Origin of the sequence: Streptomyces sp. NPDC050161 (assembly GCF_044460025.1) — a bacterium.
Taxonomy (GTDB): Bacteria; Actinomycetota; Actinomycetes; order Streptomycetales; family Streptomycetaceae; genus Streptomyces.
Window position 1 is genome coordinate 49,588 of record NZ_JBITJM010000009.1, and the last position, 19,148, is coordinate 68,735.

At 73.3% G+C, this 19,148-nt stretch carries 14 protein-coding genes; 6 read left to right on the top strand and 8 right to left on the bottom strand.

From position 1 onward, the window contains the following. The first annotated feature begins 222 nt into the window (after nucleotides 1-222). A complete protein-coding gene (locus tag ACIBK8_RS17165; protein ID WP_399042657.1) occupies nucleotides 223-1,701 on the top strand; it encodes a PAS domain-containing protein in 1,479 nt (492 codons plus the stop codon). 20 nt (nucleotides 1,702-1,721) lie between these two features. Here the strand turns inward: ACIBK8_RS17165 and ACIBK8_RS17170 are convergent, their stop codons facing one another. After that, a complete protein-coding gene (locus ACIBK8_RS17170) occupies nucleotides 1,722-2,480 on the bottom strand; it encodes an SIS domain-containing protein (protein WP_393687478.1) in 759 nt (252 codons plus the stop codon). Nucleotides 2,481-2,726: 246 nt separating this feature from the next. Between ACIBK8_RS17170 and ACIBK8_RS17175 the strand changes: the two genes are divergently transcribed. The 3 genes from ACIBK8_RS17175 to ACIBK8_RS17185 all read left to right on the top strand — a co-directional run bounded on the left by ACIBK8_RS17175 (nucleotide 2,727) and on the right by ACIBK8_RS17185 (nucleotide 7,600). Next, a complete protein-coding gene (locus tag ACIBK8_RS17175; RefSeq protein ID WP_393687477.1) occupies nucleotides 2,727-3,419 on the top strand; it encodes a metal-dependent transcriptional regulator in 693 nt (230 codons plus the stop codon). 769 nt (nucleotides 3,420-4,188) lie between these two features. Continuing rightward, nucleotides 4,189-5,061, top strand: a complete 873-nt coding sequence (locus tag ACIBK8_RS17180; RefSeq protein ID WP_399042658.1) for an alpha/beta fold hydrolase — start codon at nucleotides 4,189-4,191, stop codon at nucleotides 5,059-5,061. 166 nt (nucleotides 5,062-5,227) lie between these two features. Beyond that, the gene (locus ACIBK8_RS17185; RefSeq protein ID WP_399042659.1) at nucleotides 5,228-7,600 is read left to right on the top strand and encodes a serine/threonine-protein kinase; all 2,373 of its coding nucleotides are present in this window, start codon (nucleotides 5,228-5,230) and stop codon (nucleotides 7,598-7,600) included. 11 nt (nucleotides 7,601-7,611) lie between these two features. On the opposite strand, the gene ACIBK8_RS17190 is transcribed toward ACIBK8_RS17185, so the two are convergent. Further along, nucleotides 7,612-8,259 carry a LuxR C-terminal-related transcriptional regulator gene (locus ACIBK8_RS17190; protein ID WP_399042660.1) on the bottom strand — a complete coding sequence of 216 codons (648 nt, stop codon included), beginning with the start codon at nucleotides 8,257-8,259 and terminating at the stop codon, nucleotides 7,612-7,614. After that, entirely contained in the window at nucleotides 8,244-9,500 is a 1,257-nt protein-coding gene (locus tag ACIBK8_RS17195; protein WP_399042661.1) for a sensor histidine kinase, read from the bottom strand. Before ACIBK8_RS17195 ends, ACIBK8_RS17190 begins: the two co-directional genes overlap by 16 nt. 295 nt (nucleotides 9,501-9,795) lie before the next feature. Between ACIBK8_RS17195 and ACIBK8_RS17200 the strand changes: the two genes are divergently transcribed. Beyond that, nucleotides 9,796-10,242, top strand: coding sequence for a hypothetical protein (locus ACIBK8_RS17200; protein WP_399042662.1), 447 nt, complete (start codon nucleotides 9,796-9,798; stop codon nucleotides 10,240-10,242). A gap of 55 nt (nucleotides 10,243-10,297) precedes the next feature. Here ACIBK8_RS17200 and ACIBK8_RS17205 read toward each other — a convergent pair whose 3' ends face one another. The 5 genes from ACIBK8_RS17205 to ACIBK8_RS17225 form a co-directional block, all read right to left on the bottom strand. Further along, nucleotides 10,298-11,623 (bottom strand): hypothetical protein, encoded by a 1,326-nt coding sequence (locus ACIBK8_RS17205; RefSeq protein ID WP_399042663.1) that lies wholly within the window; start codon nucleotides 11,621-11,623, stop codon nucleotides 10,298-10,300. Then, entirely contained in the window at nucleotides 11,613-13,838 is a 2,226-nt protein-coding gene (locus ACIBK8_RS17210) for a hypothetical protein (RefSeq protein ID WP_399042664.1), read from the bottom strand. Before ACIBK8_RS17210 ends, ACIBK8_RS17205 begins: the two co-directional genes overlap by 11 nt. Before the next feature lie 127 nt (nucleotides 13,839-13,965). Next, nucleotides 13,966-15,585 (bottom strand): transporter, encoded by a 1,620-nt coding sequence (locus ACIBK8_RS17215; RefSeq protein ID WP_399042665.1) that lies wholly within the window; start codon nucleotides 15,583-15,585, stop codon nucleotides 13,966-13,968. Further along, nucleotides 15,582-16,457, bottom strand: a complete 876-nt coding sequence (locus tag ACIBK8_RS17220) for an ABC transporter ATP-binding protein (protein ID WP_399042666.1) — start codon at nucleotides 16,455-16,457, stop codon at nucleotides 15,582-15,584. The genes ACIBK8_RS17215 and ACIBK8_RS17220 overlap by 4 nt, the downstream gene beginning before the upstream one ends. Nucleotides 16,458-16,589: 132 nt before the next feature. Next, complete coding sequence (locus tag ACIBK8_RS17225; protein WP_399042668.1) at nucleotides 16,590-17,261, bottom strand: bifunctional DNA primase/polymerase; 672 nt, start codon at nucleotides 17,259-17,261, stop codon at nucleotides 16,590-16,592. 468 nt (nucleotides 17,262-17,729) lie between these two features. Here ACIBK8_RS17225 and ACIBK8_RS17230 point away from each other — a divergent pair, with 468 nt between their 5' ends. Next, nucleotides 17,730-19,121 carry a transcriptional regulator gene (locus ACIBK8_RS17230; protein WP_399042669.1) on the top strand — a complete coding sequence of 464 codons (1,392 nt, stop codon included), beginning with the start codon at nucleotides 17,730-17,732 and terminating at the stop codon, nucleotides 19,119-19,121. The last annotated feature ends 27 nt before the right edge of the window (nucleotides 19,122-19,148 follow it).

Consider the following 19,148-nt stretch of genomic DNA (forward strand, 5'->3'; position numbering starts at 1 on the left):
GAAGCGACGGGACCTAGCCCGCAGCCACCTCACGCGTCCGGTGCGAAATCATCTTCCGAACCACCTCCCTTCTCGTGTGCCCACCACCCTAGGAACACGCCCGCACCGCCACAACCGAATTTCCCACCGGCAACGATTTCCGCGAATCGGATGTGGGCTGGGTCACGTTCGAGTTGAATGAGCCGTGGTGCAGCACGTGCGACCGCGTTCGTAGGGGGTTCCATGACCGCTTCGTCCGCTTCCTCGGCGGAACACCGTTCCGGGACCGCGCCGGGCGGTCCGCCGGAAGGCGCCCCGCAGCTCCCGCCGTCCGGTACGGACCCCGGGAAACGGCTGTACGGCGACGACTCCGGGCTCCTCGCCGCGCTCCTGGAGGGCATGGACACCGCCCTGATCGCCCTCGGTGCCGACGGCACGGTCACCCACTGGAACCGCGAGGCCGAGAGCATCCTGGGCTGGACGGCGGCCGAAGCCGTCGGCCGCCGGGGGCTGACGGGCTGGGCGGTCCGCAAGGAGGACGCGGGCGAGGTCGAGTCCGGCCTCCTGGCGGCCCTGCGCGCCCCGGGCCGCCAGGTCCACGAATACGCCCTGCTGACCAAGGACGGGCACCGCGTCCTGGTCCGCACCCAGTCATCGGCGGTCCGCGGCCACGACGGCCGCGCCGTCGGCATCTACTGCGCGTTCAGCGAGGTCCGCACCCAGATCGACCTGGAACGCTCCATCGCCCTGAGTGAAGCGCTCTTCGACGACGCCTCCTGGGGCGTGGTCCTCGTCGACGCCGATCTGAGGCCCGCCGCCGTCAACGCCCGCGCCGCCCGCGCCCTGTGCACGGGCCGCACGGCGCTGCTGGGCCGGCCACTGGGCGAGCTGCTGTCGCAGGGCGTGGAGGAACTGGAGGGCGCGGTGCAGCACGTACTCGCCCAGGGCGCGCCGCCCGACCCCGCGGAACTGTGGGTGACGCTGCGCTCGGCGGAGGCCGAACGCCCGCGCAGGTGCTGGCGGAGCGGCTTCGTCCGGCTCGCGTCGCCGCTCAGCGAGGAACCGTCGCCGCTCGGCGTCGCCTGGCTCTTCCAGGACATCACCGACACCAAGCAGGCCGAACGGGACGGCGCCCTGCTCCGCTTCCGCTCGCAGCAACTGCACCGCGCGGGCCGGGCCGCCGCCGAATGCCCCGACCCGGTGGAGGCAGCCGCCGTCCACCTCGACTACGCCCTGGCCGGATTCGCCGACCACGGCCTGGTCGATCTGGCGCAGCCGGACGGGGCCGCCGCGGACGGCCCGCTGGACGCCGCCGACGCGGGCCCCGAGGAGAGCGCAGGCCGGACGGGCGGCCCGCCGCGGCTGGTGCGGGCCCTGGCGTCCCCGGCCGGATCGCCTGGCCCCTGCCTGGCGCTGCCGGGGCCAGGACTGCCCGTCGCGTACCCGCAGGGGCACCCCGCCGCCCAGGCGCACGAGCGGCGCGGCTCGGTCCGTACCAGCGCGGGACACGACGCGGACGACGGCTGGGCCGCGGACCGGAAATGGCCGGAAGGCTCGGTGCACGGGCTGTGCGTGGTGCTGCGCAGCCGGGGCCGCACCCTGGGTGTCGCGACGTTCCTGCGGACCCCCGCCCGCCGCCCCTTCGACCGTGCGGACGCCTCCTACGCCGAGGAGGTCGCCGCCCGGATCGCGGCGGCCCTGGATCTGGCGGGGGCGGGCTGAGGGGGCCGAGGCGGCCGTTTCTAGTGCCGGTAGTAGATCCGGTCCGCGTACTCGCGCATCACCCGGCCGTTCCACTCGTGCCCGCCGTCGACGTTCCCGGAGCGCAGCAGCGGCGGTTCGATGCCGCGTTCGGCCAGTTCGCCGGCCGCGGTCGCGACCACCGCCTGCATGATCGCGCTGGTGACGACCGTGGAGGCGGGCGCGAACGGCGCCTCGATGTCCGGCAGCGTCAACTCCGCGTCGCCGACCGGGATCCGGCTGTCCAGCACGATGTCGCAGTGGTCCTTGAGGTAACTGCCGGATACATGCCGTGACTTGGTGGTGTCCGCGTACGCGACCGAGGTCAGGCCGATGACCTTCAGGCCGAGGGCGCGCGCGTTGATCGCCATCTCGACGGGCAGCGAGTTGCGCCCGGACAGCGAGATGATCACGAGGACGTCGCCCGGCTCCACCGGGCTGGTGTCCAGGACGGCGCCCGCCAGGCCGTCCACCCGCTCCAGCGCGCTGCCGAGCGTCGCCGGGCGGACGTCCACGCCCACCACCCCGGGCACGGACAGCAGATTCATGACGGCGAGGCCGCCCGCGCGGTAGACGGTGTCCTGCGCGGGGAGCGAGGAGTGGCCGGCGCCGAAGGAGAAGATCCGGCCGCCCGCCTCGACGGTGTCGGCGATCAGTCGCCCGGCGGCCGTGATCGACGTACCCTCTTCGTCGCGCACCTGTCGCAACAGATCGATCGCGGCATCGAAGTACTGCCCGGCAAGCCGGTCACTCTCAGCCATTCCCGCGGGCCTCTCTCGTCGGATTTCGTCGAATTTCGCCGTATCGCGCCGAATTTCGTCGAAAAAGTCGATGGATTCTCGCCCGCGACACCCGAGGGGCACACGTGGCGCGGATCACGTTGCGGTCTGGACCAGTGCCCTGTCAATACGGGCGCGACGTCCGCGGACGGCCGGGACGGCACCGTTGTCGGTGGGATGCGTCAGAATTGAGTTCAGGGCCACCGCACGACACATCAAGGGGCACGCATGTCCGGACTGATCGACACCACGGAGATGTATCTCCGCACCATCCTCGAACTCGAAGAGGAAGGCGTGGTCCCGATGCGCGCCCGGATCGCGGAGCGACTCGAACAGAGCGGCCCGACGGTCAGCCAGACCGTGGCGCGCATGGAGCGGGACGGCCTGCTGTCCGTAGCGGGCGACCGGCATCTGGAGCTGACGGAAGAGGGCCGCATGCTGGCGACCCGGGTGATGCGCAAGCACCGCCTCGCCGAATGCCTGCTCGTCGATGTCATCGGGCTCGAATGGGAGCAGGTGCACGCCGAGGCGTGCCGCTGGGAGCACGTGATGAGCGAGGCGGTCGAGCGCCGCGTCGTGGAGCTGCTGCGGCATCCGACGGAGTCGCCGTACGGCAACCCCATTCCGGGGCTTGAGGAGCTGGGTGAGCAGTCGGAGGCGGATCCGTTCCTGGACGCCGGCATGGTCAGCCTGATGGACCTGGACGCCGGGCCCGACGGCAAGACGGTCGTGGTGCGCAGGATCGGCGAGCCCATCCAGGCGGACGCCCAGCTGATGTACACGCTGCGGCGGGCCGGGGTGCAGCCGGGCGCGGTGGTGAGCGTGACGGAGTCGCCGGCCGGAGTGCTGGTCGGCAGCAGCGGCGAGGCCGCCGAGCTGGACTCCGAGATCGCCGCGCACGTCTTCGTCGCCAAGCGCTGAGGCGGCCGGCCCCGGCCGGTCACCGTTGTTCACCTCGTTTTCCCACAAAATCCTTCCGCTTCCTCATCAGCCCGCTGAACTGCGCCGACGCGCCGTTCGGCGGGCTGTGTCGCAGGTGAACGGTGAACGAAATTGTGGGAATCCGAGCGGTGGCGTCAACGGCGTGCCAGTCTGACGCGACGCACCTCTGCGTCGGGGTACGGCCACTTCGGGTGGTGTCGGCGGCGTGCCGGGTGCGGACGGTGGTGTCAGGCACGGGCGCGCACCGGCGCCGGTGCGCGGGGTGTGGGACACCGGGACGTGAGGCGGGGCGGCAGAGCGGCCGGGCCCGTACGCGCGGGATGCGTACGGGGTGCGAAGGTCGCGCGCTTCGTTCTCCGGAGACGGGGAGGAGCGTGGATGCGGTCACCGGGTCCGCCGCGCGTGCGGGGTGCCGTGTCGCGTCGGGGATGTGCCGCGCCGGATCCGGAGGCCGGGGTGCGGTGTCCGGTGCCGGGGTGTGAACGGGGCCCCGGCGCTGCGAGCAGCCGAGGCCCCGCCTCCCCATGTTCCCCCGTCAAGACCCGGAGCCCCGAGCTCCCAGGGTCCTGCGGGACGGGCCCCCTTCCCGGTAGGGCCCGCCTCCCTGTAGCTGTCTCCCCTGGGCGGGCTCCGTCTACCCCTGAGCGCTGTCACCCGAACGAGGGGACTTGCGTACGAGACCGCCGTGTTCGAATAAGGGTTCGATAGTGTGGGGCTGCTCAACGGACGATTGGGGGTGCCAGGGCACATGGTGCGGCGCATCGATGTGACAGGGGCCGGCGGCGTGCAGCTCGCGGCCTGGGAGTTCACCGACCCGCCCAAGACCGGCGGCGGGCTGGAGGAGACCGAACAGCGGCCGGGCGTACTGCTGCTCCACGGCCTGATGGGCCGCGCGGCGCACTGGGCCGGCACCGCCCGCTGGCTGAGCGCGCGGCACCGCCCCGTCGGCCTCGATCAGCGCGGACACGGCCGCAGCGAGAAGCCGCCCGAGGGCCCCTTCGACCGCGCGGCCTACGTCGACGACGCGATAGCCGCCATCGAACAGCTCGGCCTCGCCCCCGTCACCCTCATCGGCCACGCCATGGGCGCCTTGACGGCGTGGCAGCTCGCGGCCCGCCGCCCCGACCTGGTCAGCGCCCTGGTCATCTGCGACATGCGGGCCTCCGCGCTCGGCGCTGCCTCGCAGCGCGAATGGACCGAGTGGTTCGGCACCTGGCCGCTCCCCTTCACCACCCTCGCGGACGTCCGCACCTGGTTCGGCGAGGAGGACCCGACGCTGGAGCGGCCCCGGCCGGCCCGCGGCGAGTTCTTCGCCGAGGTGATGGCCGAGAGCGCCGACGGCTGGCGCCCCGTCTTCTCCCGGCGGCAGATGCTCACCGTCCGCGAGAGCTGGGTGCACGACGCCCACTGGGAGGAGCTGGCGCACGTCAGCTGCCCCACCCTCGTCGTCCGTGGCTTGGACGGTGAGCTGGGCCGGGCCGAGGCGCAGGAGATGGTCCGGGTGCTGCCGCGCGGCGTCTACGCCGAAATACCCGACGCCGGGCACCTGTTGCCCTGGGAACAGCCCGAGGCGTGGCGCCGGGCCGTAGAACCGTTCCTGCACGCGGCCGTGCCGGGGTGAGGGGCGGCGGGAGTGCGGAAGTCCCCGCGTCCCGCCGCCGTTTCGAGCCAAGGGGGGCCCGGATTTCGGCCGACGTTACGATGCACTGCTCCGGTGCGCCGGTCACCCGCGGCGCGGTGTGACGCGCACTGCCGCGCCCTCACCGACCGACGTGGAAGGCCACCCGATGGACCCCTTGCTTCCGGACGACCCGCAATCCCTGGGGCCGTACCGCCTGTTGGGCCGCATCGGCGCGGGCGGCATGGGCCGGGTCTACCTGGCGCGGTCGGCCGGCGGACGCACCGTCGCGGTCAAGGTCGTACGGCCCGACCTGGCCCAGGACACCGCGTTCCGCGGGCGGTTCCGGCAGGAGGTCGAGATAGCCCGCGCGGTGTCGGGCCGCTACACGGCACCCGTCGTCGACGCCGACACCGAGGCGGCGCTGCCCTGGCTCGCCACCGCCTTCGTCCTGGGCCCCTCGCTCACCGAAGTCATCGATGAACACGGCGCGTTGCCCGAACACAGCGTCCGTGCCCTGGGCGCAGGGCTCGCCGCCGCGCTCACCGACATCCACACTGCCGGCCTCGTGCACCGCGACCTCAAGCCGTCCAACGTGCTGCTGGCGGCCGACGGCCCGCGGGTCATCGACTTCGGTATCGCGCGCGCCGTCGACGGCGACCGCATGACGCAGACCGGCGTGGTCGTCGGCTCGCCCGGCTACATACCGCCCGAGCAGGCCCTGGGGCAGCAGGTCGGCACGGCGGGCGACATCTTCGCCCTCGGCGCGGTGCTCGCCTACGCCGCCACCGGCCGCACCGCGTACGGCGACACGACCCCGGCGGCGGTGCTCTACCAAGTCGTGCACGGCGAGCCGGACCTCACCGGAGTGCCCGGCCACCTCATCGACCTCGTGACCGCCTGCCTGCACCGCGACCCCGCGCAGCGCCCCACCCCCGCGCAGGTGCGGGAGGCGCTGGCCCCCGACGGCACCGGCGCCGCCTTCGCCAACTGGCTGCCGGGCGCCGTCTCTTCGACCATCGCCACGCACGCCGCCCGCATCCTCGACCTGGAAACACCGGAGCACGGCACACCGGCACCGAGCCAGGGCGCCGCCCCGGCGGCACCGTCCGGATTCGGCTCTGCGCCGACGTATGTGTTCGGCGGGGGCGCGAGCGGGGGAACCGGATCGGGGGCGGCGCCGGGCACCGCCCCGGGCGCGTACGGGACCGCGGGCGGCGGGCACGGGCACGACGGCGGGCACGGCAGCGGCGCGCCGACCCCCGCCCTCCCCGCGTACGCGGCCACCGCCGTCGGCACCGGCAGCCCCACGGGCAACACCGCGGGCGGCGCCGCGCAGCCGTCCCGTCGGCGCTTCTTCGGGCTCGCCGCAGCCGCCGCTGCCGGAGTGGCCGTCGTCGGCGGTGGCGGCGTGTGGGCACTGACCGCGACGTCCGGCGACCCGGCCAAGGGGCCGGGCAGCGCCCCGGCGGGCGACGCGCAGGCGGAGAAGTTCACCACCCCGCCGCCCGGCACCGCACCCCAGGTGCTGTGGCACCGCACCGCAGAGACCGACAGCATCAGCAGCGACCTGCCGCTCCTCGCGCACAACGGTCTGCTGCTCATCAGCGGCGACCCGCTCGTCGCCCGCCGCGACACCGACGGCAAGGCCGTATGGACCCGCAAGGGCGTGGCCCCGGCCGGTGCCCCGCTCATCCTCGCCGACGGCAAACTCTTCCTCGTCAGCACGGAGTACGACGGCGACGTCATCGGCCTCGACCCCGGCACCGGCAAGGAGGCATGGCGGAGCCGGCTCGGCGGCGACCTGACCGTCCAGCGCATCCTCGCCGCCGACCAGCAGCGGATCTACGCCATCGCCCAGGTGCGCACCGATGACACCACCGTCCACCTCACCGCCATCGCCGCCATCAACATCCGCACCCTGAAGGTGGACTGGAAGAAGCCGCGGGACAAGGGCACCCAGGACTACGACCTCGAAGGCGTCGTGGCGGGCGGGCGGCTCGTCTACACCGACGGGCGCAAGAACGTGACGGTGCGGGACGCCGCCGACGGCCGGCAGTTGTGGACCAGGAAGATCGGCGACGACATCGCCTGGCGCCCCGCCGTACACGCCCAGCGGATCTTCCTCGGCGGCGAACGGCTGCGGGCCGTACACCTCGCCAACGGCAAGGACGACTGGTCACTCTCCTCGGCCGGGCGGCTCAGCTTCTACCAGCCGATGGTGGTCGACGGCGTGCTCTACGCCGGAGACCACAGCGGCGGGGTCTGGGCGGTGGACCCGGCGCGCGGCAGGAAGCTGTGGCTGTGCGAGGACGTCGGCGCGCGCCGCGCACCCACGGAGTTCGTGCGGGTCGGCGACACCCTCTACGGCGCTTCGTACGACGACGCCGGGGGGATCTTCGCGCTCAACCCCAAGACCGGCAAGGCGCGTTGGCACTACAACGACAGCGCCGGGAACATGGAGCAGTGGCACGTCGTCGCATCCGGCAGGCGCCTGCTCGCCACCCACGGGGACGAGATCTACGGGCTGCCCGCGGTGTGAGGGCGGGCGCGTCAGGGCTCGTTCAGGTAGGTGAGGACCGCGCGGACGCGGCGGTTGCTGTTGTCGTCGTCGGTGATGCCGAGCTTGCCGAACAGCGAGGTGGTGTACTTGCTGATGGCGCTTTCGCTGAGGAAGAGCCGCCGTCCGATGGCCTGGTTGGACAGCCCTTCGGCCATGAGGGCGAGCACGGAGTTCTCGCGTTCGGTGAGCTGCCCGAGCCGCCGGTTCGACGGTCCGCTGGAGAGAAGTTTGGCGATGACGGCCGGGTCCATGGCGGTCCCGCCACCGGCGACGCGTTCCAGCGCGTCGATGAACTGATCCGCGTGGAACACGCTCTCCTTGAGGAGATAGCCGATGCCGCCGGCGCCGTCGGCCAGCAGCTCGCGGGCGTAGAGCTGCTCGACGTGCTGAGAGAGGATCAGCACCGGCAGTCCCGGGAGTTGGCCGCGGGCGGCGAGCGCGGCGCGCAGGCCCTCGTCCGACTGGGTCGGCGGCATGCGGACGTCGACGAGGGACACGTCGGGCTGCCAGGTCAGCAGCGCGTCGAGCGTCTCGGGCCCGGTGGTCGCCGTCGCCACCACCTGGTGTCCGTACGCCTCGATGAGGCGGACCATTCCGTCCCGCAGGAGGTAGAGGTCTTCGGCTACAACGATGCGCATGGCACCACCATCTTCACGTGAGTCGGCCCGCCTGCCGGGCTGGTGATCTCCAGGGTGCCGTCGAAGACCGCGAGACGGCGACGCAGCCCCGCAAGCCCGCCATCGGCCCGTATGCGGGCCCCGCCCCGGCCGTCGTCCTCGACGTCGACGACGATGCCGGTGCCGCCCCGGGAGATGGCGATCCCCGCCCGGGTCGCCTGCGCGTGCTTGACCGCGTTGGTCACCAGCTCCGCGACGCCGAAGTACACGGCGGACTCGATCGGCGGGTCCACCCGCAGCTGAACGTCGGCGCTGACGGTCACTTCGAGCGGGCTGTCCAGGGCGAAGGCGCGCACGGCGTCGATGAGTCCGCGCTCGTTCAGCACCGGGGGGTTGATGCCCTTGACCAGTTCGCGCAGCTCGGTCAGTGACGTGGCGGCGCCCGCCCGCGCTTCCCGCATCAGCGCCCTGGCCTGGTCGGGGTCGGTTTCCAGCAGCTTCTCAGCGGTCGCCAAGGAGAGCCCGAGCGCGACCAGGCGGGCCTGCGCTCCGTCGTGCAGATCCCGCTCGATCCGGCGGATCTCGGCGGCCTGCGCGATCGTCGTGTCCGCGCGCTGGGCCGTCAGTTCGTCCACCCGGTCCGCCAGCGTCATCGCGGAGGACGCGCCCAGGAAGCGGACGGCCACCGGCCCGGCGGACCGCCAGGCGTACGGGGCGCAGCCGAAGGACACGGCCAGGGCGAGCGCCCCGGCAAGGCGCAGGGAGAGCGTCGGCTGGGCGAACCCGATGACCGCCGCCACGACCCCGGCCGGCGGGACGGACGCGAGCACCCCCACGGTGACCGGCGCGATCCCCGTGAACCGCAGATCACGCCAGGTCGCGGGGTCGCTCCAGCGGAGTCGCCACTGCTGCTCCCGGTGGGCGTCCCGGCTGCTGCGCGAGTAGGAGAAACCGTTCCACCAGTACCCGGTGGACATCCGCACCACCGGCGGAGCCTGCCGGTAACCGGCGGGAATGACGGTGCCCTGCCACTTCGCGACGAGGGAACGGAACACCCGGCAGACCACACGGGACAGGGCGAACGTGCCCAGAGCCGCCCACACGAACGTCGGTATGCACAACCACGGGTTTCCCAGCCACCGGACCGGCAGCGCCACGGCGGCGACCCACACGGCCGGGATCAGCAAGCTGACGACCGCCACCACGCACCCGCGCACGAATCCCACGCAGGCATCCGCGACCCACGACCTCACCTGTCGCATGAGCCTTCCTTCTCCTTCATCACTCCGGCCCCTTGGCGCCCGTGCCTCCCACGGTGCGCCGGTACGGCCGGTCTTGCCGGTACGCCGGTCCGGCCGGTCCTGCCGGTACGGCTCGGTGAAGCCACTCTGCACCGCGCCGAGCCCGCCACCCCACGGATCGGCTCAGCAGTGGGTCTGGCCCCACCACCCCGTACGTCCACGCCCATACCGGGCCGTCCACGGGATTCCTAACGTCGATGCCACACCGGAGATCACCAGGACGAGCCGGACACCACCAGGGACGAGAGACAGCGACATGGAAACCGTCAGCCACACCATGACCGGGACCGACCACCTCAGCCTCAGCCGGCCGGGCACCCAACGGGCCTTCGGCAAGGCGAAGATGCTCATCGCGGTCTACGGCGCGCTCAGCACCGCGGTCCTCATCACCGTCGCCGTCCTCGCGCTCACCGGGCACCCGGTGACCTCGTTCCTCTGGGGCCGGTCCGCCGGAGTGCTCGCCAGCGCCGCGGTGACCTACTGGCTGACCGTCCTCGCCGCACGGGGAGCGCGCTGGGCCCACCAGCGGGTGCGCATCATCTCGGTCGTCATGCCGCTCGCGATCGTTGCCGTGGACCTGATCCCCGGTATCTGCCCGGCGTGGTTCGCCGCGGCGCAGGCCGCCTGCGCCCTCCCCCTCGTGGCAGCCGCCTTCCTCGTCAACGGATCCATACTGCGCGCCGCCTTCGCCACGTCACGCTGACTCCTCGGTTCGTCGGGACCGGACGAGGGACCGCTCCTCGCGCCGTCGGCCGCCGCTACCCCAACGTCCGGGTGAAGTCGCCGCGTTGGACCCGGGCCGTGAGGGAATCCTCCGTGGGCGCGGCGGCGAGCAGCGAGCCGTAGCCGGTGGCGGCCCAGAGGCTGCGGTCGGCGGGGGCCTCGAAGTACGGGACGGGACGGCCGTCGGCGTGGTCCGTGAGGACCTCCGGGGCGCGGCGGGCCCGTACGGCGCGTATGCAGCCCTCGCAGGCGGCCACCCGCAGCTGTTCGCGGCGGCCGAGCGGGCGCCAGGGTATGCGGCGGGCGGCCGGGCCGTGCAGCGGGTGGAAGAAGCACAGCGGCAGCGGGTCCTGGTCGTGCGCGAGCGCCGCCCGGCCCTCGGCTATCAGCGCGAACACCCCGGCCAGGTCCGGCACGCCCCGCGCGCGGTCCAGCACCGTGCCGGCCGCCGCATAGGCGTCGAGGGCGCGCTCGATAGCCGCAGGCTCGCCCCGGGCGGCGCGCGCCTCCTCACCGAGCCGCAGCACTTCTTCGGCGGCGCGTTCCCGCAGTCCGGACTCGTCGGCACGGCGGGCCGCGGCGAACACCGAGCGCGGCAGCGCGAACGGCGTGGACAGATCCCGCAGCCGGGAACGGCGCCGCAGCAGCAGCCCGGCCGCGGCGATCAGCAGCAGCGGCCCGGCCACCAGGGTGAGTATCCGCGTGACGGGCGAACCGGAGGAATGGGCACCCGCGCCCTCCTTGCCGTCGGCAGGCGCGCCGGGGGAGTGGAGATCGGCGATGGCCTTCTCGTACTCCTTCTCGCCGTCGCCCGCCTCGATGATGTCGATCGCGCGCTCGATCCGGCGGGTCGTACCCGCGTGGTCCATGTCGTCCTGATGGAAGACCGCGGCGGCGGCCCGCTCGGCCTGATGCGCGCCGCTCGGCCACTCCTTGGCGGCGATGTCGTCGTGCAACTTGCCGAGAGTGATGATGATGGCCGGGTCGTTGCCCATCCGGTCGTGGACCACGTCGGCAAGCTGCCCGGGGTCGCCGCCCCAGCTGTCCCCCTCGACCAGCGGCACCAGCACGACGCGGATCGGCAGCCGCGTGCCGTGGATCCGGGCGGCCAGCTTCTTCTGCTCGGCCGTGCCGACCGCCGACGCCAGTGACGGATCGACGTAGATGGGGGAGGTCCGCAGCGCCTCGGCGATCTTCTGCCCCGGGCTCTCGGCGGCTGCCCCCGGGGCCGCCGCGCACCAGACGAGGGACGCCGACGCGACGGCGAGCGCGGCGGCGGTACGCAGCGGACGGCGCACGGCGGGCCGCACGCGGTGCGGGGCCGCGGGCCGCGCGGGGTGGTGGCGGGGGTCAGTGAACACCGAAGTACTCCCGTACATCGCGGGTGAGTTGATCGATTCCTGCGCCGTCGGCGAGCGCGGCCAGCGGCCCGGGAACGGCGGAATACGGGACACGGCCGTCCCGGCCCGCGTCCGGCGTGGGGCCCAGCCGCAGCACCTTCCCCGGGACGCCGCGGCACGCCGCGCACACCGGCAGCGAGCGGGCCCGGCCGCTGCCCGGCGGGCGTATCCGGCGGGTGCCGTGCGCGACGCCGTGCAGCGGGTTGCGGTGGCACAGCTGCTGCGGGGCGGCCGGACCCGCGACGGCCGCCCGGCCCGCCAGGGCCAGTGCGATGGCGCAGGCGAGGGAGGCCGGTGGGGCATCCGCGTCGATCCGGCCGTCGCTGTCGCCGTCGATCAGCAGGGCCGCGGCGTCCAGGCACTCCCACGCCTGGCGCCGGGACTGCTCGGGCAGCTCGGACGCGGTCTCCAGCGCGGCGGTGAGCGCGTCGACCTCCTGCCTGGCGGTGCGCCGCAGCCACGCCGTCGAAGGCTCGTCGGGCGCATCGGGCGGCGTTGGTGTGCCGGGTGCCGCGGCGGAACCCGCGCGCCGTCCGACGCGGCGGACGAGGACGCCGCCCACCGCCCGACCCAGCGCCACCAGTCCGAGCACCGCGACCGCGAGGAGTGCGCCGATCAGCAGCCCGGGTCCGAAGTCCGTGGTGAACAGGCCGGGCAGCGCCTGCTCGTCGACCGGGTCATCGGCGGGCTCCGGCGCATACGGCACGCTGCCCGCCTCGGCGGGCGGGGACTTGGCGACGTAGCCGAGCAGCTTGTCGAGCCGGGAGCCCAGGGCGTGGTCTTCGGACGAGGTGACGGAGAGGTACTCCGGGCGGTTGTCGAGGTACGGGGTGCTGACCGGTGCGCCGTAGTTGACGACGTCGATGGAGCCGGACAGCGGGTCGGCGACGACGAGCACGGCGTCCCGGCGCAGCCGGTCGTGCAGCGACTTGGCGAACAGCTCGGCGTCGCCGCCCGATTCGTCATCGGACAGGCTCGGGACCGCCGCGATCAGCACCGGGACGTGCAGCGCGGCGAGATGCTTCCGCAGCCGGGCGCGCTCGGCGGTGCCGAGCACCGGTTCGCTCTCCGGATCGGTGTAGAGCGGGTCGCGGCGCAGCCCGGCGGCCACCCGGTCGGCGCGGGCCCTCATGTCGGCGGCGGTGGGGTGGGAACCGTCCCCGGACGTGCGCTCGTCGAAGACCTGCGATGCGGTGAAGGCGAGTGCGCCGGAGAGGGCGAGCGCCGCCAGCAGGAGTCCGGCGGTCGAGGCGCGGACTCGTCTGGTGGTCCGGCCGCGGTCAGGCTGCGTGGCGGGCGCCGGCCCGCGGCCCGGTTTGCCGCCCGCGGCGCCCGGTTTGCCGCCTGTGGCGCCCGGTTTGCGCAGGGTGACACCGGACGCGGCAGGTCCCCGCCCGCCGCGCGCCGCCGGGATCCGCTCCGCATCGGCGGGCGTGTGGCGCAGCCGCCTCCTGCGGCGGACGTACGCCGCCACCAGCAGGGCGGAGAGCGGGATTCCGGTGATCGCGATACCCGAGACGAAGCTCTGGTTCCTGCGGTCGGTGAGGCCGATGTGCAGCTTCGGCGGCTCGGACGAGTCGTCGCCGCCGTACTCGGCGCGGGCGGCCACGTACCGCTCGTGTGCCTTCCCGGAGGCGAGCACGTCGACGAAGTAGTGGAAGGACTCGCGTGGCGTGGCGTCGTACGACAGGCCGTAGAGCGTCGCGCGGGCGGCGTCCTCGGCGCCGGGCAGATCGACGCCGTACGTCTGCACCTGCGGCATCCCGGGGCCGCTCACCACCACATACAGGCCCGCGCGGCCCAGCCGGTCGTGCACCCCGGCGATGAACCCGGCGCCGTCGACGCTCAGCGCCGCGTCGGGCATCACCATGACGTACACGGGGACGCCCAGACGCTTGGCCTGCGCGGCGAAATCAGGGGCGGTCGAGCGGGGGACCTCGCGGGGCATCTGGTCGCTGATGTAGACCGGGTTCTTCCGCAACTGCCCGGCGACGTACGCGGTCCTGCCGGGCGGCGCGTCAGCGGAGGGTGTGACGGCCGCCGAGGCCCGCGCCTGAGCCCCGGCGGCAGGACCCGCGGCCTGGGCCGCACCGCAGGCCAGCAGCACCGCCAGCCAGCCCATGACCAGCACACCCGCACATCGCCGCACGGCCCCCACCACCCCTCGTTCGGACACACAAGACGCTACCGCCCGCGTCCGACACCCGCCCGAGCCTGTGGATAACTTCCCGGCAACGCCCCCCGCCAGGCCCGCAACACCCCGCCGCCAGGCCGGATGCGCCCGGCCGCCCGGCCGGAACGGCTCAGCCCTTGCTGACCGCGGCCAGGATCTCCGGCAGTCGCTTGACCACCCGGGGAGCCGCCACCCGCAGCCCCAACTGCGCGGCCCCCACGCCGTAGAGCGCACCGATCGGCAGCAGCACCCACAACAGGTCGTGCTTCCCCGAGACGTGCAGCCAGATGGTCAGTGCCAGCAGCGGCAGGCTCAGGACCGCGCCCACCAGCACGCCGCCGAACAGGCTGAACCACGCGATGGACGCCTGCCCCGGCGCGACGCTCTTGTTGCCCTCGGACGGAATGGAGTACGGGAACAGCGCCGATGAGAGCGCGCCCGTCGCCACCAGCGCGCCCAGCAGGGCCAGCGACAGACCGTAGACCTCCAGGAACGAGGACCAGTCGTCGAGGAACGCCGCGGTGCCGATCACGACCAGCGTCACGTACGGGATCGCCACCAGGCTCAACGCCAGGGCGCGCGCCCGCAGTTCCAGATAGGCGTCCCGTGGCGTCGCGATGGCCGACGCGACCATCCAGAACGCCGAGGTGTCCTGCCCGAACTGGTTGTACATCTGCATGCCGAGCAGCGCGGGCGCCGAGAACGCGGTGTAGATCGAGCCGTTCCCCTGCACCGAATACACCACGGGCAACAGCAGACCCACGCCGATCGATGTCGCCCAGGACATCTTCGACTTGGGATCGCGCCACGCGTAGCGCAGCGTCCGCAGCATGACCGTGCCCGTACGGCCGCCCGGGAGCAGCCGGGCAGGTCCGCGCACCTTGCCGTCCGAAGCCCGCCCGCTGTCCTTCTCCACGGCCTGGAGGGTCGACGAATCGGGGGACGTCATCAGGGTGGTCAGGGTCCGCTGCCACCACCACAGGAGCAGCACCAGCGCCAGCACCGTCAGCGCGAGCCCCGCCGCCGCCCGGCCGTACGCCCCGTGCCCGGCGTCCTCGACGGCGCTCACCGCCGCGGCCGGCGGCACCCAGCGCAGCACGTCGCCCAGCGGCTCCAGTACGGACAGCCCGTCCGGGCTCCCCAGCTTCTGGGCGGCGATGTTGACACCCTGGCCGCCGATCGCGATGAACAGGCCGCTCAGCACGGCGAGATCGCGGCCCCTGCGGCTGGTCAGCAGCCGCACCGATGCCGTCGCGACGGCCCGCGCCAGCGCGACGCACACCAGCACCACCAGGACCACGGCGAGCACCGCGACGACCGCGGCGACCGTGCCGTCGGCCACCGCCACGGCCGCACCCGCCGCCAGCGCGAGGGTGACGAACGGGCCGATGCCGACCAGCGAAGCCGTCAGCAGCGAGACGATCAGCGGCCGGGGCCGCAGCGGCAGCATCACCAGCCGCGTCGGGTCCAGCGTCTCGTCACCGGAAGGGAAGAACAGCGGCATGGCCGCCCACCCCAGGGTGAGGATCCCGGTGAGCAGCACGGCCAGCGCGCCGACGTGCGCATTGCCGCGCAGCGCGACCAGCCCCACCACCACGGCCGCCGCGAACAGCAGGCCGACCACGATGGACGCGATGTAGGCGGCGGTACGGCCGGGCGACTGCCGCAGGCCGTTGCGCAGCAGGGACAGCTTCAGCCGGACGAACAGCGGCGTGAGCGCCGGTCCTCCGGTCAGGGATTCGGTGCTCATCGGGCGCCGCCACCCAGCCAGTCGAGGTTCTGCCCGGCACGCCTGCGGCCGGCGCCGACCAGTTCGAGGAACGCCTCCTGGAGCGAGGGGGCTTCGCCGCGCACCTCGGCGAGCGTGCCCTGTGCCCGGATGCGTCCGGCGGCGATCACCGCCACCCAGTCGCACAGCGACTCGACCAGCTCCATCACATGGCTGGAGAAGATCACCGTCGCCCCGGAGGCGGTGTAGCGCTCCAGGACGCCGCGGATGGTCTGCGCCGACACCGGGTCGACACCCTCGAACGGCTCGTCGAGGAAGAGGATTTCGGGGTTGTGCAGCAGCGCGGCGGCCAGCCCGATCTTCTTGCGCATACCGGTCGAGTAGTCGACGACCAGCTTGTTCTGCGAGCCGGAGAGATCGAGTACGTCAAGGAGCTGGGTCGCACGCTTGTCGACCTCGTCGCCGGGCAGCCCCCGCAACCGCCCGATGTAGCCGAGGAGTTCGCGTCCCGACAGCCGCTCGAAGAGCCGCAGCCCCTCGGGCAGCACCCCGATCCGTGACTTGACCGCCACCGGGTCCTGCCAGACGTCGTGCCCGCCGATCTCGACCTGCCCGGAATCCGGTCGCAGCAGCCCCGTCACCATCGACAACGTCGTGGTCTTGCCCGCGCCGTTGGGCCCGACGAGCCCGATGAAGCGCCCGGCCGGCAGCGTCAGATCGATGCCGGCGACGGCGACCTGGGTGCCGAACCGCTTCGTGAGTCCCTGGATCCGTACGGCGGGCGGCGCGGTCGTGCCGCCACCGGGCCGCTCCGCCGCGCCACTTGGCGCCGCGCCGGCCCGTCCCCCCTCGTCCTCGGCCCGCCCCGTGTTCTGCTCCGGCTGGTTCGTCACCGGCCCCGCCCTTCGACGTCCCCGCAGGGGCCGTACGTGCCCCCGTCGGCGTCCCACGATACGGGCGGGCCGGTGCGCGGGCCGGGGAGTCTGCGCCCGCAGCTACAGGTGGAAGGGGGCGCTATCAGGGGCTCAGCGGGCCCGGCCGGCCGACCCGTCGCGCGAGCACGCGTAGGCGAGCTGGCTGATCAGCTCCTCGGCGTCCGGCAGCCAGCGGTTGGCCGATGTGGGGCGCCGCGCCCACTGGACCGCGCCGTGCGCCCCGATACGGGTCGGCGGCGCCGCGATGTACTCGCCCTCGCCGCGGCAGATCAGATCCAGCGTGGCCGGCTGCCGGCCCAGGCCACGGATCAGCGAGTGCACCTTCGCGCCGGCGCCGGGAAGGACGAGGAAGAGCATCCGGCGCCCCGGGGTGCGGGTCACCGGGCCCAGCGGCACGTCCATCCGTTCCATCCGGGCCAGCGCCAGGCAGCCCGCGGTCTCCGGCACGTCGAGCGCCTCGAACGAACGGCCCGTCGGCAGCAGGATCGACGCCCGCGGCTCCTTCGCCCACATCCGGCGGACGGCGGGGCCGCTGCCGCTGGCCTGGCCGGCCCAGTCGGCGGCGACGGGGTGCGCGCCGGGCGCCGCGCAGTCGGCGGCCCCGCACGAGCACCGCAGCGACCGGCCGTTGTCCTCCAGCCAGGCACCGGCGAACACGTCCCAATGCCGGTCCTCCGCGTACCGCGCCGCGATGTCGGGCAGCTGCTCGCCGCGCTGCGTCGGGATCTGTACGGCTTCGGTGACTCCGATGGTCTTGTTCACACCGGGGTCAACTCTCCTTGACGTCAAGGGTTACGGCGAAACGTGCCCCTCCCGGCGCATCGTCTGTGCACGTGGGGCGCATGGGAGCACCGGTGGGGGCGCGTATGCGGGAGTGACACCGGAAGCGGGTAGCCACCCGCGTGCCGGGCGGAGGGGCCGCCCGGCGGCAGCCGCGCCGTGCACCAGGGCCGCACCCCGGGCGCCGCGGCGGCGTCGAAATACCGCAACACCGCGCGCCACCACCTCTTTTCACCGTTCACCACCGCGGCAGGTACGCGAGCCGGCACCGAGTGAGCACCTCGCCCGGGGTGCGGCAGGGGCAGGGGAGCCCCGTACATCCCGGGCATCGCTCGCATCACACTTATCGCTCGTATCCGGTGTGTCTCGGATATCCGGGATATCTGTGGGGAATTGATCGGGGTCAATGGCGTTCGACGGTGAACGCGCAGCAGCAACAGGGGGTACAGCATGGCCGCAAGGCCACTCGTCGCGCGGCAGCCCAATGAGAGGCTGCAGGCGCTCATCCAGGAAGCCGCCTGCTCCAACGCCGGGCTCGCCCGCCGCGTCAACATGTGCGGCGCCGAACACGGCCTCGACCTGAGGTACGACAAGACCTCGGTGGCCCGTTGGCTGCGCGGACAGCAGCCGCGCGGCCGGGCCCCGGCCATCATCGCCGAGTCGCTGGGCCGCAAGCTCGGCCGCACGGTCACCATCGACGAGATCGGGATGGCGGACGGCAAGAACCTGGCGTCCGGTGTGGGGCTCCAGTTCTCGCCGACCGTGGTCGGCGCGATCGAGCAGGTCTGCGAACTGTGGCGCAGCGACGTCGGCCGCCGCGACTTCCTCAGCGGCTCGACGGTCGCGGCGTCCGCGCTCGTGGAACCCAGCCGTGACTGGCTGATCAGCGGTGCGGACGCCCAGGTCGCCCGCAGCGCGGGGGCACGGGTCGGGCTCGCCGACGTCGAAGCGGTACGCGCCATGACCACGGCGCTCGGCGAACTCGACCACCAATTCGGCAGCGGACACGTCCGGCCGGTCGTCGTCCACTACCTCAACAGCGTGGTGTCGGGACTGCTCGCCGGTTCGTACCGGGAATCCGTCGGACGCGAACTGTTCGCCGCCGTCGCGCGGTTGACGGAACTGGCCGGCTACATGGCCGTCGACACCGGCCAGGCCGGGCTCGCCCAGCGCTACTACATCCAGGCGCTGCGCCTGGCGCAGGCGGCGGGTGACCGCGGCTACGGCGGCTATGTGCTGGCCGCGAGCATGAGCCACCTCGCCGCGTCACTGGGCAACCCGCGGGAGATCTCCCAGCTCGCGCGGGCCGCTCAGGAAGGGGCGCGCGGGCAGGTCACGCCGCGTGCCGAGGCGATGTTCTGCGCCGCGGAGGCGCGCGGGCACGCGCTGATGGGGGACGGCCGCGCCTTCCAGGCGGTCGCCGCGCACGCGCTGACCGCGATGGAATGCGCCGAAGGGAAACCCGACTCGGGGGACGATCCGGACTGGATCCGGCATTTCACCCCGGCGTATCTGGCCGATGAACTCGCCCACTGCCACCGCGACCTGGGCCAGGCCGCCGCGGCCGGCGCCCGCGCGCAGGAAGCGCTGGACGGGCATCCGCCGGGCCGGGCCCGCCGCCGCGCCATCGGACTCGTCCTGCTGGCCGGCTCCCAGGTGCAGCAGCGCGAGGTCGAGCTGGCCTGCCAAACGGCCACCCGGGCCGTCGAGTTGCTCGGCGGGCTGCGCTCGCACCGCGGCACGGAGTACCTCGACGAGTTCCAGCAGCGGCTCGAACCGTACCGGGACGAGCCGGTGGTGAGGGAATTCGGCGCCCGGCTGGAGCTGCGCGCGGTGGCATGACGCGGGGCGGGCCGGGGCCGGGCGGTA

Coding starts and splice junctions, on each gene's coding strand:
- ACIBK8_RS17165 (WP_399042657.1), top strand. CDS start 223: ATGACCGCTTCGTCCGCTTCCTCGGCGGAACACCGTTCCGGGACCGCG.
- ACIBK8_RS17170 (WP_393687478.1), bottom strand. CDS start 2,480: ATGGCTGAGAGTGACCGGCTTGCCGGGCAGTACTTCGATGCCGCGATC.
- ACIBK8_RS17175 (WP_393687477.1), top strand. CDS start 2,727: ATGTCCGGACTGATCGACACCACGGAGATGTATCTCCGCACCATCCTC.
- ACIBK8_RS17180 (WP_399042658.1), top strand. CDS start 4,189: ATGGTGCGGCGCATCGATGTGACAGGGGCCGGCGGCGTGCAGCTCGCG.
- ACIBK8_RS17185 (WP_399042659.1), top strand. CDS start 5,228: ATGGACCCCTTGCTTCCGGACGACCCGCAATCCCTGGGGCCGTACCGC.
- ACIBK8_RS17190 (WP_399042660.1), bottom strand. CDS start 8,259: ATGCGCATCGTTGTAGCCGAAGACCTCTACCTCCTGCGGGACGGAATG.
- ACIBK8_RS17195 (WP_399042661.1), bottom strand. CDS start 9,500: ATGCGACAGGTGAGGTCGTGGGTCGCGGATGCCTGCGTGGGATTCGTG.
- ACIBK8_RS17200 (WP_399042662.1), top strand. CDS start 9,796: ATGGAAACCGTCAGCCACACCATGACCGGGACCGACCACCTCAGCCTC.
- ACIBK8_RS17215 (WP_399042665.1), bottom strand. CDS start 15,585: ATGAGCACCGAATCCCTGACCGGAGGACCGGCGCTCACGCCGCTGTTC.
- ACIBK8_RS17230 (WP_399042669.1), top strand. CDS start 17,730: ATGGCCGCAAGGCCACTCGTCGCGCGGCAGCCCAATGAGAGGCTGCAG.